We start from the raw sequence: 15717 nt of genomic DNA, 5'->3' as shown, positions 1-15717 counted from the left end.
GAGAGCAGCACCATGCGGATCACCCCGCTCGTCGCCACCGGCACCGTCCTCCTGGCCCTCCCGGCCAGCGCGCTCGCCGTCGGCCCGCCGACCAGCCACCCGACCGGCTCCGACAACCCCGGGGTCGCCCACCGTCCCGCGACGGTCACCGTCCCGGCGCCGCCGGCCCAGGCCTCACCGGTCGCCGGCGGCCAGCTGCCGACCACCGGCGCCGACGGCGCCACCCCCGGCCCGACCGCCAGCCCGGCCGCGAAGGCCAAGGCCTACGGCCGCGCCTGCAAGGCCGAGAGCAAGAAGCGCGTCGCCGGCGCCAAGGGCACCCCCTTCAGCCTCTGCGTGACCGCGCTCGCCAAGGTCGCCTCGGGCCAGACCCGCTCGCCGCGGATCGCCTGCAAGGACCAGAGCAAGAAGCGCGTCGCCGGCGCCAAGGGCACGCCCTTCAGCCTTTGCGTCTCCGCGGCCGCCAAGCAGCTGCGCCAGCAGGACGCCGAGACCCCGGCCCCGGAGCCCGCGCCCGTCGGCTGAGGGTGGATGGCGGGCCGGCTGCGGGTAGAGGCCGGCCCAGGCCATGCCCTCCGCCCCCCGCTTCCGCCGTTCCCGCCCGCTCGTCGCCGCGCTGGTGCTGGCGCTGGCCGCGATCGGGCTGCTCGGCCCGGACCGCGCCGCCCGCGCGGACCGGGTCGGCCTCAACGCCCAGCAGCTGACCAACGACCTGTACAGCGACCCGCTGCGGTCGCTGCGGCTGGTCGCGACGGCCGCCTCGCTGAACGCCGGCGAGGTGCGGCTGCCGGTCGGCTGGGGCTGGATCGAGTCGACGCCGCCGGTCGACGGCCGCCACCGCTACGACTGGTGGCGCTACGACCAGCTGCTGCTGGAGCTGGCCCGCAAGGGCATCCGCGTCCAGGCCGACATCGACGGCACGCCCGCCTTCGAGGTCCCGGCCCGCTGCCTGCGCGGCAGCCAGGGCGCCGGGATGCCCGAGCACCCCGCCTGGTACGGCGCCTTCGTGCGCGCGTTCGTCGACCGCTACGGCCCCGGCGGGACGCTCTGGCGCGACTACCCCGACGTCCCCGCCCGCCCGGTCCGGCGGATCGAGCTGGGCAACGAGCAGAACCACCCCTACCGCTGGTGCACCGGCGCGCCGAACGGCGGCGAGTACGCCCGGCTGGTCCGCAGCGCGCTCGACGCGCTCGGCCGCGACCGGCCGGTGGCGGTGATCACCGGCGGGCTCTACCCGCTCTACGCGGCGCGCGGCGACGCCACCGTCCCCGACGACCGCTTCCTGGTCCAGATGCGCGACGCCGACCCGACGATCCTCGACGACGTCGACGCGATCGGGCTCCACGACTACGGCGACCAGGCCGGGGCCAGCGCCGGCGACCACGCCTTCCCCGACGCGACGATGGTCGAGCTGGCCCTCACCCGCTGGAAGCTGATGATGGCCGGGATCCCGCCCTGGAAGCCGGTCGCGATCACCGAGACCGGGATCCCCGGGGTCCCGGTGCTGCGCGACGACGGCAGCGTCGCGGTCGACGCCGACGTCGGCGACGACCAGCGTGGCCAGGCGCTCGTCGCCGCCACCCGCCGGCTGCTGGCCGCCGACTGCGGCGTCTCCCAGGTCCAGGTCCACACCCTCGCCGGCAGCATGGAGGTGCCGCCGCTGGACGGCTACGAGGGCGGGATCGCCAACCCGGCCTTCCGGCTGCGGATGGCCGAGGCGTTCTTCGGCCTCGCCCGCCTGGACGGCAGCCTGCGGCCCGCCGGCGAGGTCTGGCGCGCGTTCGCCGCCACCGCCCCGCCGGCCGCCGGGTCGACCGACGAGTGCAGCTCGATCCTGCGCGGGTTCGCGGTCGACGACGACCTGCGCGCGGTCCATCCCGAGTACTACGACGCCGGCGGCCGCCTGCGCACCAGCGCCCCGTAGCGGCACCGACCGCGCCCGCGCGTCAGGATGGACGCCGTGAGCAGCCCCCAGCCCGGCACCCTGATCGGCATCGGCGTCGGCCCCGGCGACCCCGACCACCTGACGCTGAAGGCGCTGAAGGCGCTCGCGGCCGCCGACCGCGTCTTCGTCCCCGTGACCGAGGCGGCCGGCGAGGTCGGCCGGGCCGAGCGCGTCGTCGCCCCCCACGTCGACCCGGCGAAGGTCGAGCGGCTGGGCTTCTCGATGCGCGACGCGTCGCTGCGGCAGCAGAACTGGGACCGCGCCGGCGCGGCGATCGCCGCGATCGTCCGCGACGGCGGGACCGCCGCCTTCTGCACCCTCGGCGACCCGAACGTCTACTCGACGTTCACCTACATGGCCCACACCGTCCGCGACCTGGTGCCCGACGTGCGGGTGACGACCGTGCCCGGGATCACCGCGATGCAGGACCTGGCCGCGCGCTCGGACGTGATCCTGACCGAGGGCAACGAGTCGCTGACGCTGCTGCCGCTGACCGCCGGCGAGGACGCGCTGCGGACCGCGCTGCGGACCGCCGACACCGTCGTCGCCTACAAGGGCGGCCGGCGGATGCCGCGGGTGCGCGAGATCCTGGCCGAGGAGGGTCGGCTGGAGGACGCGGTCTACGGCGAGCTGCTGGGCGTCGACGGCCAGGACGTGACCCCCGCCGCCGACCGCGGCGAGCGCCGCGGGCCCTACCTGTCGACGGTGATCGTCCCGGCCCGCCGCGACGGCGAGCGCGGCGGCAAGCTGCGGGACGAGAGCGGCCGCGCGATCTGAGCTGGATCGGCGGCCGCGACGCCGTCATCATCTGCCGTCCGTGAGCGACTCGCGCGCCACCGTCCACGTCGTCGGCCTGGCCGGCGACCACCCCGCGACCCCCGAGGCGGCCGCCGCGCTCCAGCGGGCGACGCTGGTCGCCGGCGGGATCGGCCCGCTGGCCGCGCTGCGCCCGCTGCTGGAGGCGCGCCCGGAGCCGCCGGCGACGATCGCCCTGACCGCGCCGCTCGATCCGGCGCTGGAGCGGATCGCCACCCACGCCGGCCCGGTCGCGGTGCTGGCCTCCGGCGACCCCGGCTGGTTCGGGATCGTGCGGACGCTGGCGCGGCGGATCGGGGCCGAGCGGATCGTCGTCCACCCCGCCCCCTCGTCGGTCGCCCGCGCCTGGTCGCGGGTGGCGCTGCCGTGGGACGACGCGCGGGTCGTCTCCGCCCATGCCCGCGGCCGCGAGGGCGTCTCGTCGGTGCTGGCGGCGCTGATCGCCGGGCCGAAGGTCGCCGTCCTGACCGCGCCCGACTGCGATCCGGCCTTCCTGGCCTGCGCCTACGCCCGGATCCCCGGCGCGCCGGAGCGTCGGCTGGCCGTCTGCGAACGGCTCGACAGCCCCGACCAGCGGGTCACGATCGGCGCGCCGGAGGAGATCGCCGAGGGCCGCTTCGCCGACCCCAACGTGCTGCTGGCCTGGGCCCCCGACCGTCCGGTGGCCGCCCTCCGGACGGCGATCCAGCCGGCCCGGACCGCCCATTCGTGGGCGCTGCCGGAGGCCTCCTTCGCCCACCGCGACGGGATGATCACCAAGCGCGAGGTCCGCGCCGCCGCGCTCGCCCATCTCGGTCCCGGCCCAGGCGACCTGATCTGGGACGTCGGTGCCGGCAGCGGCTCGGTCGGGGTCGAGTGCGCGCGGCTCGGGGCCGGCGTGATCGCCGTCGATCACGACGAGCAGGGCGTGACCCTGGCCCGCCGCAACGCCGCCGACCACGGGGTCGAGCTGGCCGCCTTCCAGGGCCGCGCGCCCGAGGCGCTGGCCGCGCTGCCCGATCCCGACGCGGTCTTCGTCGGCGGCGGCGGCGACGAGCTGGACGTGATCGTCGACGTCGCGGCCGCCCGCGCCCAGCGGGCGGTGGTGGTGACGCTGGCCACCGTCGAGCGGATCGGCCCGACCCTCGACCGGCTGGCCGCCGCCGGGCTGGAGACCGACGGCACGCTGCTGCAGGCGTCGCGGATCCGCCCCTTCGTCGGCTCGCACCGGCTGCAGCCGACCAACCCGACCGCCGTGCTCGTGGGCCGGCGGGGCGGGGTCCGCTAGACCAGCGGCTCCTCGGTCCGCAGCCCGTCGAGGTGGGCGGTGTCGTTGTAGCAGCGCAGCCGCCGGAGCCCGAAGCCGAGCTCGACGATCCGGGTGATCGAGGTGTTGTCGGCGCCCATGAAGGCGAAGGTCTCGCTCTTGGTCACCTGCCGGCAGAGCTCGGCGATCACCCCGCCGTGGACGACCGCGACCGCGATCGTGCCCGGCTCGAGCGAGGCGAAGACGTGGTCGAGCCCGCGGCCGGTCCGCTCGGCCAGCTGCTCGTTGCTCTCGGCCCCGGGGATGTGGTCCCAGCGGCCCTCCATCCACGCCTTCAGCACCAGCGGGTCGCGGTTGGCCACCCGCACCCGGTACTCCCCGGCCTCCCACTCGCCGAGGTGGATCTCGCGCAGGTCGTGGACGACCTCCGGCTCGAGGCCGCTGGCGGCGGCGAACGGCGCGGCGGTCTGGTGGGTGCGGGTGAGGCTGGTGACGAAGAGCCTGGCGACCGGCTCCTGCGCCAGCCGTGCCGCGACCCGCTCGGCCTGGCGGTGGCCCTCGGGCGCCAGCGGCGGATCGCCGTGGCCGTCCTCGGTCAGCGGGAACGGCTCGCCCTCGACGAGGGCCATCGAGGCGCCGTGGCGGACCAGGATCACCTCGCGGGCGTCGGGCGGCAGCTGGAACAGCCGCTGCGCGTGGACGGCGGGGCGGGTCTCGTCGGTCACGCCGCGACACGTTGCCAGACCGCGCCACCGGACGGCGGCGCACGGCCGAACCCGGGAACATGGCCGGATGGAGACCGTCGACCCGATCGATCCCGACGGCGCGGCGACCGTCGTCGTCGGGGTCGGCGCCAGCCGCGGCTGCCCCGGCGACGAGCTGCTGGCCCTGATCGACGAGGCGCTGGCGGCGGCCGGGCGGTCGCGGAGCGCGGTCGCGGCGGTCGCCTCGGCCGACGTCAAAGCCGACGAGCCGGCGATCCTGGCCGCCGCGGCCACGCTCGCCGTCCCGCCCCGCTTCCTCGCCGCCGAGACGCTGGCGGCGGTGCCGGTGCCGACCCCCTCGGAGGTCGTCGCGGCCGCGGTCGGGACCCCGTCGGTGGCCGAGGCGGCGGCGCTGCTGACCGCCGGCGACGGCGATCCGGGGCGGGCCCGGCTGCTGGTGGCCAAGCGCCGCAGCGCCCACGCCACGGTCGCGGTCGCGACCGCCGCGCCCGCGCTGCTGCCCGGGACCCCGGAGCGGACCGCCGCCGGGGCGCCGCGGCGGGCGCCGCACCCGATCGAGGTCGAGAGCTACCGGATCCTCCGCTCCCGGCTCGACACCTCGGGGCTGGCGCCACTCAGCCGCGCGGTCACCGAGCGGACGGTCCACTCGGTCGCCGACGTCGCGTTCGCCGCGACGCTGGTGCTCGACGAGGACGCGCTCCGCGGCGGCCGCGAGGCGCTGCTGGCCGGCGCGCCGCTGATCGTCGACACGCGGATGGCGGCGGCCGGGATCACCGCCCGCGAGACGATCGTGCCGCTGGCCGACCCGCGCGCCGCCGAGGTCGCGCGGCGGACCGGCAGCACCCGCTCGGCGGCCGCCTTCGGGCTGGCGGCGGCCGACCACCCCGACGGCGCGGTCTGGGCGATCGGCAACGCGCCGACCGCGCTCTTCGCCCTGCTCGACGAGATCGCCGCCGGCCGGGTGCGGCCGGCGCTGGTGATCGGACTGCCGGTCGGCTTCGTCGGCGCGGCCGACAGCAAGGCGGCGCTGGCCCGCAGCGGGGTACCGTGCCTGACGAACGAGGGCGAGCGCGGCGGCACCCCCGTGACCGTCGCCGCGATCCACGCCCTGCTGTACCACCGCGACGACGACCAGGATTCCCCATGACCACGTCCCGTCTGGTGCTCGTCCTCGGCGGCACCCGCTCCGGCAAGAGCGCGGTCGCCGAGCAGCTGGCCACGGCCAGCGGCGCCCCCGTCCGCTACCTGGCCACCGCGCCGACCGGCCCCGACGGCGACGGCGCCCGGATCGCCGCCCACCGCGCGCGGCGACCGTCGAGCTGGCCGACCGTCGAGCTGGCCGGCCGCCCGCAGCCGGCCGAGGCGCTGCGCGACGCCGACGGCGAGACGATCCTGCTCGACGGCCTCGGCGCCTGGCTGGCCGGGGTCCTCCACGACGCCGGGCTGCTCGACGACGACGGCGACGCCCCCGACCCGGCCGAGGCGATCGACGGCGCGTCGGCGATCGCCAGCGTCCAGCAGGCGGTCGAGCGGCTGGCCGACGAGGCCGTCGGCCGCAGCGGGCTGACGGTGGTGGTCGGCGAGGAGGCCGGGATGGCCCCGGTCGCCGGCGACCGCGGGACCCGTCGCTGGGTCGACCTGCTCGGCACCGCCCACCAGACCCTCGCCACCCGCGCCGACCGCGTGCTGCTGGTGGTCGCCGGCCGCGCGATCGAGCTGCCGCGGGCGCTGGCCGACGGCGCGGCGGCGGTCCCCGAGGCCGTGCCCGCCCCGCCCGTGCCCGCCGACGGCAGCGCCCCCCGGCCCGTGGAGGCCCCCGTGAGCACCCCGCCCGAGCCGACCCCGGAACCCGACCCCGCCCCCGCGGCTGCCGCTCCCGCCGAGAGCGCCGAGCGCGAGGAGGCCCCGCGGACCGAGGTCGTCCCCGCCGCGGCGCCGCTCGCCGCGCCCCAGACCGGGCTGGTCGCGCTGCGCGTCCACGGCGACCGGATGGTCCCCGCCGGGATGCTCGACTTCGCGGTCAACGTCGTCGCCGGCGATCCGCCCGGCTGGGCCCGCCAGGCGCTCCAGGCCGGGCTCGACGCCGCCGGCGCCTACCCCGACGACCAGGCCGCGGCCGCCGCGCTCGGCGCCCGCCACGGCCGCCCGACCGAGGGCGTGCTGCCGCTCGGCGGCGCGGTCGAGGGCTTCTGGCGGCTGGCGCTGGCCGTGCGGCCGAAGCGGGCCGCGGTGCTGGTGCCCGGCTTCACCGAGTCGGAGGCGGCGCTGCGCAGCGTCGGCGCCGAGATCGTCCGCGTCCGCCGCGAGGCGCGCGACGACTGGGCGCTCGACCCGGCGGCGGTGCCCGAGGACTGCGACTTCGTGGCGATCGGCCGGCCCGAGAACCCGACCGGCGTGCTCGACCCGCGCGAGGCGATCCTGCGCCTGCGGCGCCCTGGCCGGACGCTGCTGGTCGACGAGGCGTTCGCCGACTTCGTGCCCGACGAGCCGGACGCGCTGGCCGACCGCCGGCCCGGCGACGACGGCCCCGGCGACCTGGTGGTGCTGCGGAGCCTGACCAAGGCGCTGTCGGTGCCCGGGGCCCGCGCCGGCTACCTGCTCGGCGACCCGGAGCTGGTGGCGCTGGTCCGCGACGCGGGTCCGCCGTGGACCTGCCCGACGCCCTCGCTGGAGCTGCTGCGGGCCTACGCCGAGCGCCCCGACGCCTGCGAGCGAGTGGCCGCCCGGACCGCCGCCCACCGCGGCGACCTGGTCGCGCGGCTGCGGCAGCTGGCCGGCGTCCAGGTCTGGGACGGTCAGGCGAACTTCGTGCTGGCGCGGGTCCCGTCGGGCGTCGACGCGGTCGCCGGCCTGCACGCGCGCGGGATCGCCGTCCGGCCCTGCACCACCTTCGCCGGGCTCGACGAGCGCTACGTGCGGATCGCCGTCCGGACGCCGGCGATGCACTCGCGGCTGGCGACGGCCCTGGCCCAGGTGCTGAGCCAGGCCGAGGCGCCCTAGCGGCCGGCCGCGATCCGGACGTCGCCGCTGTCGGTCCGCAGCTCGATCCGGCGGGGCGAGCGGGGATCGCGGCGGATGCCGTCGTCGTCGACGCCGCCCGAGTCGCTCGACGCCGACAGCGCGTAGACGTCGTCGGGCACCGCGATCCGCACGTCCCCGGAGTCGGCCACGGCCGCCAGCCGCCGCAGCGGCACCGCCAGCGCCAGGTCGATCTCGCCCGAGTCCGCCGAGGCGATCACGTCCGGCACCCGCAGCTCCTCGCCGCGGACGTCGCCGGAATCGGCCTTCATCCGCAGCACCGGCGCGGTCAGGGCCGAGACGCGCAGCTCGCCGGAGTCGCTCTCCAGCGTGACTGGATGGTCGCTGCGGAGGTCGCGGACGAGCACGTCGCCGGAGTCGCTGGAGACGTCGATCGCGGTGCCGGCCGGGACCTGGATCCGGAACCGGACCTCGCACGAGGCCAGCGGCAGCGAGGGGCACTCGGTCCGCAGCCGCAGCCGCGAGCCGTCCTGCTCGTGGAGCACCTTCGGGGCCTGGATCTCCTTCGTGATCCGCTGCTCGACCCGCAGCGGCGCCCCGGCCGGCGCGCCGACCAGCTCGATCTCGCCGGAGTCGCCCTCGACGGTCAGGGCGCTGACGCCGCGGTGGACGCGCTCGCTGGTGATCGTCTCCCGCGAGGAGCGCAGGACGAGCATCAGGGCGGTCATCAGGACGGCGGCGAGGCCGATGATCAGGCCGATCGCGATCACTGCCCGCGGCAGGCCGCGTGGGGGCGTGGGGGCATCGTGCAGGGGGGCGGGCATTCGGGGGCTCCGGGGCGTCGGGGACGGCGACGGACGGGAGCCTAAGCCGCGCGCGCCGCCCGGCCCAGCGGGGCCGCCCCCGACCGGGGGTGGGGTTCTCCCCCGCTCGCCGACGCGCGGCCATGACCCGCCAGGTCATCGCCGTGCGTCGGCGGCTGGGCGATGCTGTGGTCCATGAGCACCGGCACCGACACCCCCAGCGGCCGCGAGCTGATCGCGGCCTTCCTCCAGCACTCGCCGCTCTCGCGGCTGCTCGGGATCGAGCCGGTGACGATCGGCAGCGACGAGGCGCTGCTGCGGCTGCCCTTCCGCCACGAGGTCACCACGATCGCCGACGTCGTCCACGGCGGGGCGATCGGGGCGCTGGCCGACACCGCGGCGGTGGCGGCGGCGTGGGCCTTCGACGAGCCGCCGCGGAAGCCGAACGGGGCGACGGTCAGCCTCAACGTCGACTACCTGCGCGCCGCCGCCGGGGTCGACCTGCTGGCCACCGGCACCGTCACCCACCGGGCCGGCCGGACCTGCTTCTGCGACGTGGTCGTGCGATCGGCCGACGAGCCGGACGGCCCGCCGGTGGCGCGCGCGACCGCCGTCTACCGGTTCGCCTGAGCGAGCGAGTGGACGGCGTCCGCAGCGGGCGCCGTGCAGGGTCCGTTGCAGGGTCGGTGCACCGCTTCCACGGGCCGACGGGCGGGGCTAGCTTCCGGGGTGCACCCCCCCCCCACCAGGAGGCTCCATGAGCACCATCGAACCGACCGAACCGCTCGATCCACCGCTGGTCAAGCGGGCGATCGCCGAGGCGATCGGCACCTTCATCCTCGTCTTCCTCGGCTGCGGCGCGGCGATCGCGCTGACCGGCGCGGTCCCCGGCGGCGCCTCAGCGCTGCAGTTCACCGGCATCGCGCTGGCCTTCGGCCTCGGCATCGCCGGGGCGATCTACGCCGTCGGCCACGTCAGCGGCGGCCACCTGAACCCGGCGGTCAGCGTGGCGCTGACGGTGATCGGCCGCTTCCGGGCCGCCGACCTGCCGGCCTACATCGGCGCCCAGGTGGTCGGGGCGGTCCTGGCCGCGCTGGCGTTGAAGGGCGTCTTCCCCGACGCCGACGGGCTCGGCAACAACTTCGTCCAGGACGGGGTCTCGAACGGCTCGGCGCTGCTGGCCGAGGCGGTCCTGAGCGCGGTCTTCCTGTTCGTGATCGTCAGCGTCGCGACCGACCGGCGGGTGACCCCGGGCTTCGCCGCGCTCGCGATCGGCCTGACGCTGGCCGCGATCCACCTGGTCGGGATCCCGCTCACCGGGACCTCGGTCAACCCGGCCCGGACCTTCGGCCCGGACCTGATCAGCGGCGACCACTGGGGCGACATCTGGATCTTCCTGGTCGGCCCCTTCGTCGGCGCGACCGCCGGCGCGCTGGCGTACCAGACGGTCCGTCCCGACCGCGACTGAGCCGACCCGCCCGCCTCGCATCCGCCCGCGGGTGGATGCGAGGCGCCATCTCGCGCCGCCCGCGCCGCTAGTGCCGGAAGTGGCGGCGGGCCGTCATCACCATCGCGGCGCCGGCGGCGTCGGCGGCGGCGACCACCTGCTCGTCGCGGACCGAGCCGCCGGGCTGGATCACCGCGGTGACGCCGGCGTTGAGGCCGATCTCCAACCCGTCGGGGAAGGGGAAGAACGCGTCCGAGGCCATCGCCGCGCCGGTCAGGTCGAGCCCGTGCTCGGCCGCCTTCTCGACCGCCAGCCGGGCCGAGTCGACGCGGCTCATCTGGCCGGCACCGATCCCCACGGTGGCGCCGTCCTTGGCGTAGACGATCGCGTTGCTCTTGACGTGGCGCATCACGCGCCAGGCGAAGAGCAGGTCGCGCCACTGCTCCTCGGTCGGCTGGGCGGCGGTCGCGACGGTCATCGACGCGCGGTCGATCACGACGCTGTCGGCGTCCTGGACCAGCGCCCCGCCGGCCACCGGCCGCACGTCCAGCCGCTCCAGCCCGCGGAGGGCCGCGTCGTCGCCGCGCAGCAGCCGCACGTTCGGCTTGCGGGTCAGCACCTCGAGCGCGTCGTCGTCGTAGGAGGGCGCGAACAGGACCTCGACGAACTGCTGGCTGAGGGCCTCGGCCGCGGCCCGGTCGACCGGCCGCGTGAGGGCGATGATGCCGCCGAAGGCCGAGACCGGATCGCAGGCGAAGGCCCGCGCGTAGGCCTGGGCGACGTCGTCGCCGATCGCCGCCCCGCAGGGGTTGTTGTGCTTGACGATCACGCAGGCCGGCTCGTCGAACTCGCGCGCGATCGCCCGCGCGGCCTCGAGGTCGAGCAGGTTGTTGAACGACAGCTCCTTGCCGTGCAGCTGCTCGACCCCGCCCAGCAGGTGGGCCGGGGCGCCGGCGCGGCGGTAGTAGGCCGCGCGCTGGTGCGGGTTCTCGCCGTAGCGCAGGTCGCGCTCCTTGACGTAGCCGCGCGAGAAGGTCGGCGGGAAGCCGGGCCGCGAGCCGCCGCCGTCCTCGTCGGCGACGGTGCCGCCGAACTCGTCCCGCTCCTGCAGGAAGCCGCTGATCGCGGCGTCGTAGCGGGCGGTCGTGGCGTAGGCCTGGAGCGCCAGGTTGCGGCGGGTGGCCAGCCCCAGCGAGCCGTCGCCCGAGGCCGCCAGCTCCTCGATCACCGCCGGGTACTGGGCGGGATCGGTGAGGATCGTCGCGTAGGCGTGGTTCTTGGCCGCGGCGCGGATCAGCGAGGGGCCGCCGATGTCGATGTTCTCGACCGCCTCGGCCAGGGTCACGCCCTCGCGGGCGATCGTGTCCTCGAAGGGGTACAGGTTGACCACGACGAGGTCGATCCAGCCGATCCCGTGCTCGCTGGCCGAGGCGGCGTGGGCCTCGATCCCGCGCACGCCGAGGATGCCGGCGAACAGCCGCGGGTGCAGCGTCTTCACCCGCCCGTCCATCATCTCGGGGAAGCCGGTGACGTCGTCGACGGCGATCACGGGCAGGCCCGCGTCGGCGATCGCCTTCGCCGTGCCGCCGGTCGAGAGCAGCTCCGTGCCCTGGCGGTGGAGGGCGGTGGCCAGGTCGACCAGACCGGTCTTGTCGGAGACCGACAGCAGCGCCCGCCGGACGGGAACGCGGTCGGGCGGGGTGATGTCGAGCGGATCCAACACGACCGTCGAGGATACGGACGAAACAAATTTCGAGCGGCCGCGTAATACGGCCGCGGCTGGACGGTTGGAGGGGCACAACCGCAGCGACAGGACGAAATCTCAGGGGTGCCGACCACGATGCGCCGGCCCCGGGAACGGACGACGATCGCTCGCGGCTCACCCATCCGAACCAAGGACGAACCCATGCCCAGCATCCGGACTCTCGCGCTTCCCCTCCTCGCCGTCGCGGCGATGGGGATCACCGCCTGCGGTGACAGCGACGCCGAGAAGGTGACCAAGACCCTCCAGGAGCAGGGACAGCAGCTCCAGAAGCAGGGCCAGGACGCGCAGAAGAAGGCCCAGGAGATCAGCGACAAGATCCGCAGCGGCGAGCTGAGCGCCGAGGAGGGCCAGAAGCAGCTCCAGGAGATCGGCGCCGACATCCAGAAGAAGGCGACCGACACGGCCAACGACACGATCGACTCGCTGAAGCAGAGCGACGACGTGCCGGACGACGTCAAGGACCAGCTCGACGACGCCAAGAAGCAGCTCGAGGATGCCCAGAAGGGCCAGGTCCCGACGGTTCCGGGCCAGTAGCGCAGAGAACGTGGCGGGCCGGCGGAGCCCGCACGCGATCCCGGGGGGCGGGATCGGGGTCAGGGTCGACGCGCTCGCGGATCGGGGTGGTCCGCGAGCGGTCCCGCAACGGCGCACGGCGGTCAGGGGTGGCCGTCGTGCGCGATTAGACCGGCGATCAGGGGTGACGCCGGTCTCGCACCCGAAGCAGCGGTCAGGGGTGGCCACGGCTCCGGGATGCGTCGCCGGTCGGGATGGCCGGCGAACCCGGGCGGGTCGCGGATCAGGGGTGACCGCGACCCGCCCCGCGACCGGCGGCCGATCGAGGCCGCCGGTCGTCGTTCCGGGGGCGGGCGGGGAGGCGGTTCACCGCGGGTGGGGCGCCCCGCCGCGGGTGGTCGCCGTACAGTTCCTCGCGTCCCATCCCCCCGTCTCGGCCCCCGCGGGCCGATCAGGAGACATCGAGATGACCCCCATCCGCCTGCTGGCGCTCCCCCTGCTGCTGACCGCTGCCCTCGGCGTGACCGCCTGCGGCCAGAGCGACGAGGACAAGGCCAAGGAGAAGGCCGAGCAGTTCCAGAAGGACGTCCAGAGCGGCAAGCTCTCGCCGCAGCAGATCCAGGACCGCACCAAGGAGATGCTGAACGATCCCGAGATCCGGAAGCAGATCGACAAGCTCGGCGGCAACGTCCCCTCGGCCGACGACCTGAAGAAGCAGCTCGACAGTCTGCCGAGCAGCGAGGAGCTGAAGAAGCAGCTCGACAACATCCCCAACGCGGACGAGATCAAGAAGCAGCTCGAGCAGAGCGGCGTCGACACCGGCGACGTCGAGAAGCGGCTCGAGGAGCTGAAGAAGCAGGTCGGCGGCAACTGAGCCTGAGCCGCCGGCCCGGCCCCGGCCCCACCGGGATCAGCCGAGCAGCACGCGGCGCGGATCGTCCGGATCGCGCCGCAGCGCGCCGCGGGCGACCAGCTCGACCGCCCGCGGCAGCAGCCGGTGCTCGACCGGCTGCAGCGCCGCGTGAACCGCGGCCGCGTCGACCGGACCGTCCAGCTGGACCGCCTCCTGGAGCACGATCGGACCGGTGTCGACGCCCTCGTCGACCAGGTGGACCGTGACCCCGAAGACCCGCACCCCGTAGGCCACCGCCTGCTCGATCGCGCGGATGCCGGGGAACGCCGGCAGCAGCGAGGGGTGGACGTTCAGCACCCGGTCGGGGAACGCCCGCAGGAAGGCCGGGGTGAGGATCGCCATGTAGCCGGCGAGGACCACCAGCTCGACGTCGCGCGCGGCCAGCCAGGCGGCGATCGCCGCGTCGCGGGCCTCGCGGCTGGGGTGGTCGTCGCGGGCGAAGGCGGCGTGCTCGACCCCGGCGGCGGCCGCCCGCTCGAACGCGACCGCGTCGGCCCGGTCGCCGGCGACGGCGACGACCCGTGCCCGCGCCGGCGGCAAGTGGTCGAGCAGCGCCTGCAGGTTGGTGCCCTGGCCGGAGGCGAGGACCCCCACGCGCAGCGGCGGCGGCTCGGGCGTCACGCCACGTCCTCCAGGTCGAGCTGGCCGTCGTCGACCAGCACCAGCGTCGGGTAGCGGCCGCCGCTGGTCCCGAGCGCGCCCGAGGCCAGCAGCGCGTCGACCCGGGCGAGCACGTCGGCGTCGCGCAGGTCGGCGTGGCGGCCGTAGCCGGGCAGGCCGTCGTAGCCCCGCTCGACCAGCTTCTGGGAGCGGCCGCCGCGCAGGATCTCGACCGTGCGGGTGCGACCGACCGGGGGCCGGGCGTCGCGCACGACCTCGATCACCGAGCGGTCGAGCGCGCGGGCCTCGTCGCCGCTCAGCCGCCGTCCGCCGCGCCGCCCCCCGCGGCCCCGCGCGGTGCCGCCGGCGTGGCCGGCCGGGCTCTCGGCGTCGGGCAGCAGCAGCGGCACGCAGGCGTCGCAGCAGGCGACGGTGGCGCGCTCGCCGGGGACCGGGTCGGCGTCGTCGCCGAAGTGCCGCAGGACCGCCTGGCGGCGGCAGCTCTCGCTCTCGACGAACCGCCAGAGCGCACGGTACTGGGCCCAGCGCTTCTGCTGGGCCTCGTGGACGAGCACCCGCAGCTCGTGGCGGACCCGCTCGTCGTAGGGGCCGAGCAGCCGGCCGCGGACGCGGTCGGGCGGGGCCGGCGCCGGCTGGACCATCCCGGCCTGGGTCAGGTGGCCGAGGACCGCGCGGACCGACTCGCCGTCGCCGGCGGGACCGAGCTCCGCCACGGCCAGGTCGAAGCGGCCGTCGACGGCGCCGGCGACGATCGCCCCGGCGATCCGGTCGAGGGTCGGGTCGTCGACCTCGGTCCGCTCGATGAAGTAGCGGTGCAGGCCCTTGTCGCGGCCGTCGGCCAGCAGCAGCGCGCGGGCCGGCTCGCCGTCGCGTCCGGCGCGGCCGGCCTCCTGGTACCAGGCCTCGATCGAGGGCGGGGCGCTGTCGTGGACGACGGTCCGGACGTCGGCCTTGTCGACGCCCATCCCGAAGGCGTTGGTGGCGCAGACGATCGGGACCTCGCCGCTCATGAAGCGTCGCTGGGCCTCGTCGCGGCGCTTGCGGTCGAGGCCGGCGTGGTACGCGATCGCCTCGACCCCGAGCTGGGCGGCCAGGTCGGCGGCCAGCTGCTCGGCGTTGTCGCGGGTGCCGGCGTAGACGATCGCCGGCAGCGCGCCGTCCTGGCGCAGCGCGGCCAGCAGCCGCCCGCGACGCTCGACGCGGCCGGCGCAGCGACGGACGACGAACGAGAGGTTGGGCCGGTCGAAGCCGGTCCGGACGCTGACCGGGTCGCGCAGGTGCAGCCGCCGCTCGACGTCGAGCGCGACCTGCGGGGTGGCGGTCGCCGTCGCGGCCAGGATCGAGGAGACGCCGAGCCAGCGGGCGGCGTCGGCGAGCCGGAAGTAGTCGGGCCGGAAGTCGTGGCCCCACTGGCTGACGCAGTGCGCCTCGTCGACCACGAACAGCCCGACCCGGGCGTGGCGGATCCGCTCCAGGAAGGCGGCCGAGCCGAACCGCTCGGGGGCGACGTAGAGCAGCCGCAGGTCGCCGGCGACGGCACGGTCGAGGATCGCCAGGTTCTCGGCCGGATCCTGCTGGCTGCTGAGCATCGCCGCCGGCGGCCAGCCGCCGCGGGCGCGGGCGGCGGCGGTCGCGGGCGCCGGCACGCGGGCGTTCAGCTGCTCGACCTGGTCGCGCATCAGCGAGACCAGCGGCGAGACGACCAGCGTCAGGTCGTCGCGGCAGAGCGCGGGCAGCTGGTAGGTGAGCGACTTGCCGGCGCCGGTCGGCATCACGACCAGCGCGTCGCGCCCCTCGTGGGCGGCGCGCGCGGCCTCCTCCTGGCCGGGCCGGAAGGAGGAGTGCCCGAAGGCGACCCGCAGGGTGTGGAGCAGCGGATCGTCGACCGGCATCCGGTGCTTCACGGTAGCCCCCGAGGCGGACGATCGGCGGTCCGGCGGGCGC

Annotated in this window: 15 protein-coding genes and 1 pseudogene; 11 read left to right on the top strand and 5 right to left on the bottom strand. The window is 76.3% G+C overall.

Annotation, left to right across the window (positions count from 1 at the left end):
* The first annotated feature begins 12 nt into the window (after nucleotides 1–12).
* Genes SH587_RS10935 through cbiE form a run of 4 tightly spaced genes read left to right on the top strand, consistent with a single transcriptional unit; the run spans nucleotide 13 to nucleotide 4028 of the window.
* Nucleotides 13–525, top strand: a complete 513-nt coding sequence (locus tag SH587_RS10935) for a hypothetical protein (protein WP_320670644.1) — start codon at nucleotides 13–15, stop codon at nucleotides 523–525.
* Between the two features lie 43 nt (nucleotides 526–568).
* A complete protein-coding gene (locus tag SH587_RS10930; RefSeq protein ID WP_320670643.1) occupies nucleotides 569–1924 on the top strand; it encodes a hypothetical protein in 1356 nt (451 codons plus the stop codon).
* Nucleotides 1925–1960: 36 nt separating this feature from the next.
* Nucleotides 1961–2722, top strand: coding sequence for a precorrin-2 C(20)-methyltransferase (cobI, locus tag SH587_RS10925; protein WP_320670642.1), 762 nt, complete (start codon nucleotides 1961–1963; stop codon nucleotides 2720–2722).
* 40 nt (nucleotides 2723–2762) lie between these two features.
* Nucleotides 2763–4028: a precorrin-6y C5,15-methyltransferase (decarboxylating) subunit CbiE gene (cbiE, locus tag SH587_RS10920; RefSeq protein ID WP_320670641.1), complete on the top strand. Its 1266-nt coding sequence runs from the start codon at nucleotides 2763–2765 to the stop codon at nucleotides 4026–4028.
* Here the strand turns inward: cbiE and SH587_RS10915 are convergent.
* Nucleotides 4025–4732: a histidine phosphatase family protein gene (locus SH587_RS10915; RefSeq protein WP_320670640.1), complete on the bottom strand. Its 708-nt coding sequence runs from the start codon at nucleotides 4730–4732 to the stop codon at nucleotides 4025–4027. The genes cbiE and SH587_RS10915 overlap by 4 nt on opposite strands.
* 67 nt (nucleotides 4733–4799) lie before the next feature.
* On the opposite strand from SH587_RS10915, the pseudogene SH587_RS24635 reads away from it, so the two are divergent.
* The 3 genes and pseudogenes from SH587_RS24635 to SH587_RS10905 form a co-directional block, all read left to right on the top strand.
* A pseudogene (locus SH587_RS24635) lies at nucleotides 4800–5198 on the top strand (cobalamin biosynthesis protein); the annotation flags it as partial.
* Nucleotides 5199–5228: 30 nt separating this feature from the next.
* Nucleotides 5229–5879, top strand: a complete 651-nt coding sequence (locus tag SH587_RS24630; RefSeq protein WP_375341754.1) for a precorrin-8X methylmutase — start codon at nucleotides 5229–5231, stop codon at nucleotides 5877–5879.
* Nucleotides 5876–7732, top strand: coding sequence for a bifunctional adenosylcobinamide kinase/adenosylcobinamide-phosphate guanylyltransferase (locus tag SH587_RS10905; protein ID WP_320670638.1), 1857 nt, complete (start codon nucleotides 5876–5878; stop codon nucleotides 7730–7732). The genes SH587_RS24630 and SH587_RS10905 overlap by 4 nt, the downstream gene beginning before the upstream one ends.
* Here the strand turns inward: SH587_RS10905 and SH587_RS10900 are convergent.
* The gene (locus SH587_RS10900) at nucleotides 7729–8535 is read right to left on the bottom strand and encodes a DUF4097 family beta strand repeat-containing protein (RefSeq protein WP_320670637.1); all 807 of its coding nucleotides are present in this window, start codon (nucleotides 8533–8535) and stop codon (nucleotides 7729–7731) included. The two genes, SH587_RS10905 and SH587_RS10900, sit on opposite strands and share 4 nt — an antisense overlap.
* A gap of 174 nt (nucleotides 8536–8709) precedes the next feature.
* Between SH587_RS10900 and SH587_RS10895 the strand changes: the two genes are divergently transcribed.
* Both SH587_RS10895 and SH587_RS10890 read left to right on the top strand, forming a co-directional pair.
* Nucleotides 8710–9144, top strand: a complete 435-nt coding sequence (locus tag SH587_RS10895) for a PaaI family thioesterase (protein ID WP_320670636.1) — start codon at nucleotides 8710–8712, stop codon at nucleotides 9142–9144.
* A gap of 127 nt (nucleotides 9145–9271) precedes the next feature.
* Nucleotides 9272–9982 (top strand): MIP/aquaporin family protein, encoded by a 711-nt coding sequence (locus SH587_RS10890; protein WP_320670635.1) that lies wholly within the window; start codon nucleotides 9272–9274, stop codon nucleotides 9980–9982.
* 67 nt (nucleotides 9983–10049) lie between these two features.
* On the opposite strand, the gene purH is transcribed toward SH587_RS10890, so the two are convergent.
* Nucleotides 10050–11684, bottom strand: a complete 1635-nt coding sequence (purH, locus tag SH587_RS10885; RefSeq protein WP_320670634.1) for a bifunctional phosphoribosylaminoimidazolecarboxamide formyltransferase/IMP cyclohydrolase — start codon at nucleotides 11682–11684, stop codon at nucleotides 10050–10052.
* Between the two features lie 183 nt (nucleotides 11685–11867).
* On the opposite strand from purH, the gene SH587_RS10880 reads away from it, so the two are divergent.
* Both SH587_RS10880 and SH587_RS10875 read left to right on the top strand, forming a co-directional pair.
* Nucleotides 11868–12260, top strand: a complete 393-nt coding sequence (locus SH587_RS10880) for a hypothetical protein (protein WP_320670633.1) — start codon at nucleotides 11868–11870, stop codon at nucleotides 12258–12260.
* 445 nt (nucleotides 12261–12705) lie between these two features.
* Nucleotides 12706–13113, top strand: coding sequence for a hypothetical protein (locus tag SH587_RS10875; RefSeq protein ID WP_320670632.1), 408 nt, complete (start codon nucleotides 12706–12708; stop codon nucleotides 13111–13113).
* A 36-nt stretch (nucleotides 13114–13149) separates the two neighbouring features.
* On the opposite strand, the gene purN is transcribed toward SH587_RS10875, so the two are convergent.
* Both purN and SH587_RS10865 read right to left on the bottom strand, forming a co-directional pair.
* Nucleotides 13150–13773 carry a phosphoribosylglycinamide formyltransferase gene (gene purN, locus SH587_RS10870; RefSeq protein WP_320670631.1) on the bottom strand — a complete coding sequence of 208 codons (624 nt, stop codon included), beginning with the start codon at nucleotides 13771–13773 and terminating at the stop codon, nucleotides 13150–13152.
* Entirely contained in the window at nucleotides 13770–15665 is a 1896-nt protein-coding gene (locus SH587_RS10865) for a RecQ family ATP-dependent DNA helicase (RefSeq protein ID WP_320670630.1), read from the bottom strand. The genes purN and SH587_RS10865 overlap by 4 nt, the downstream gene beginning before the upstream one ends.
* Nucleotides 15666–15717: the final 52 nt, after the last annotated feature.

Origin of the sequence: Patulibacter defluvii, assembly GCF_034096925.1 — a bacterium.
GTDB lineage: Bacteria > Actinomycetota > Thermoleophilia > Solirubrobacterales > Solirubrobacteraceae > Patulibacter > Patulibacter defluvii.
The sequence above is the reverse complement of the archived record's forward strand: the minus strand, read 5'-3'. Positions and strand labels throughout refer to the sequence as shown.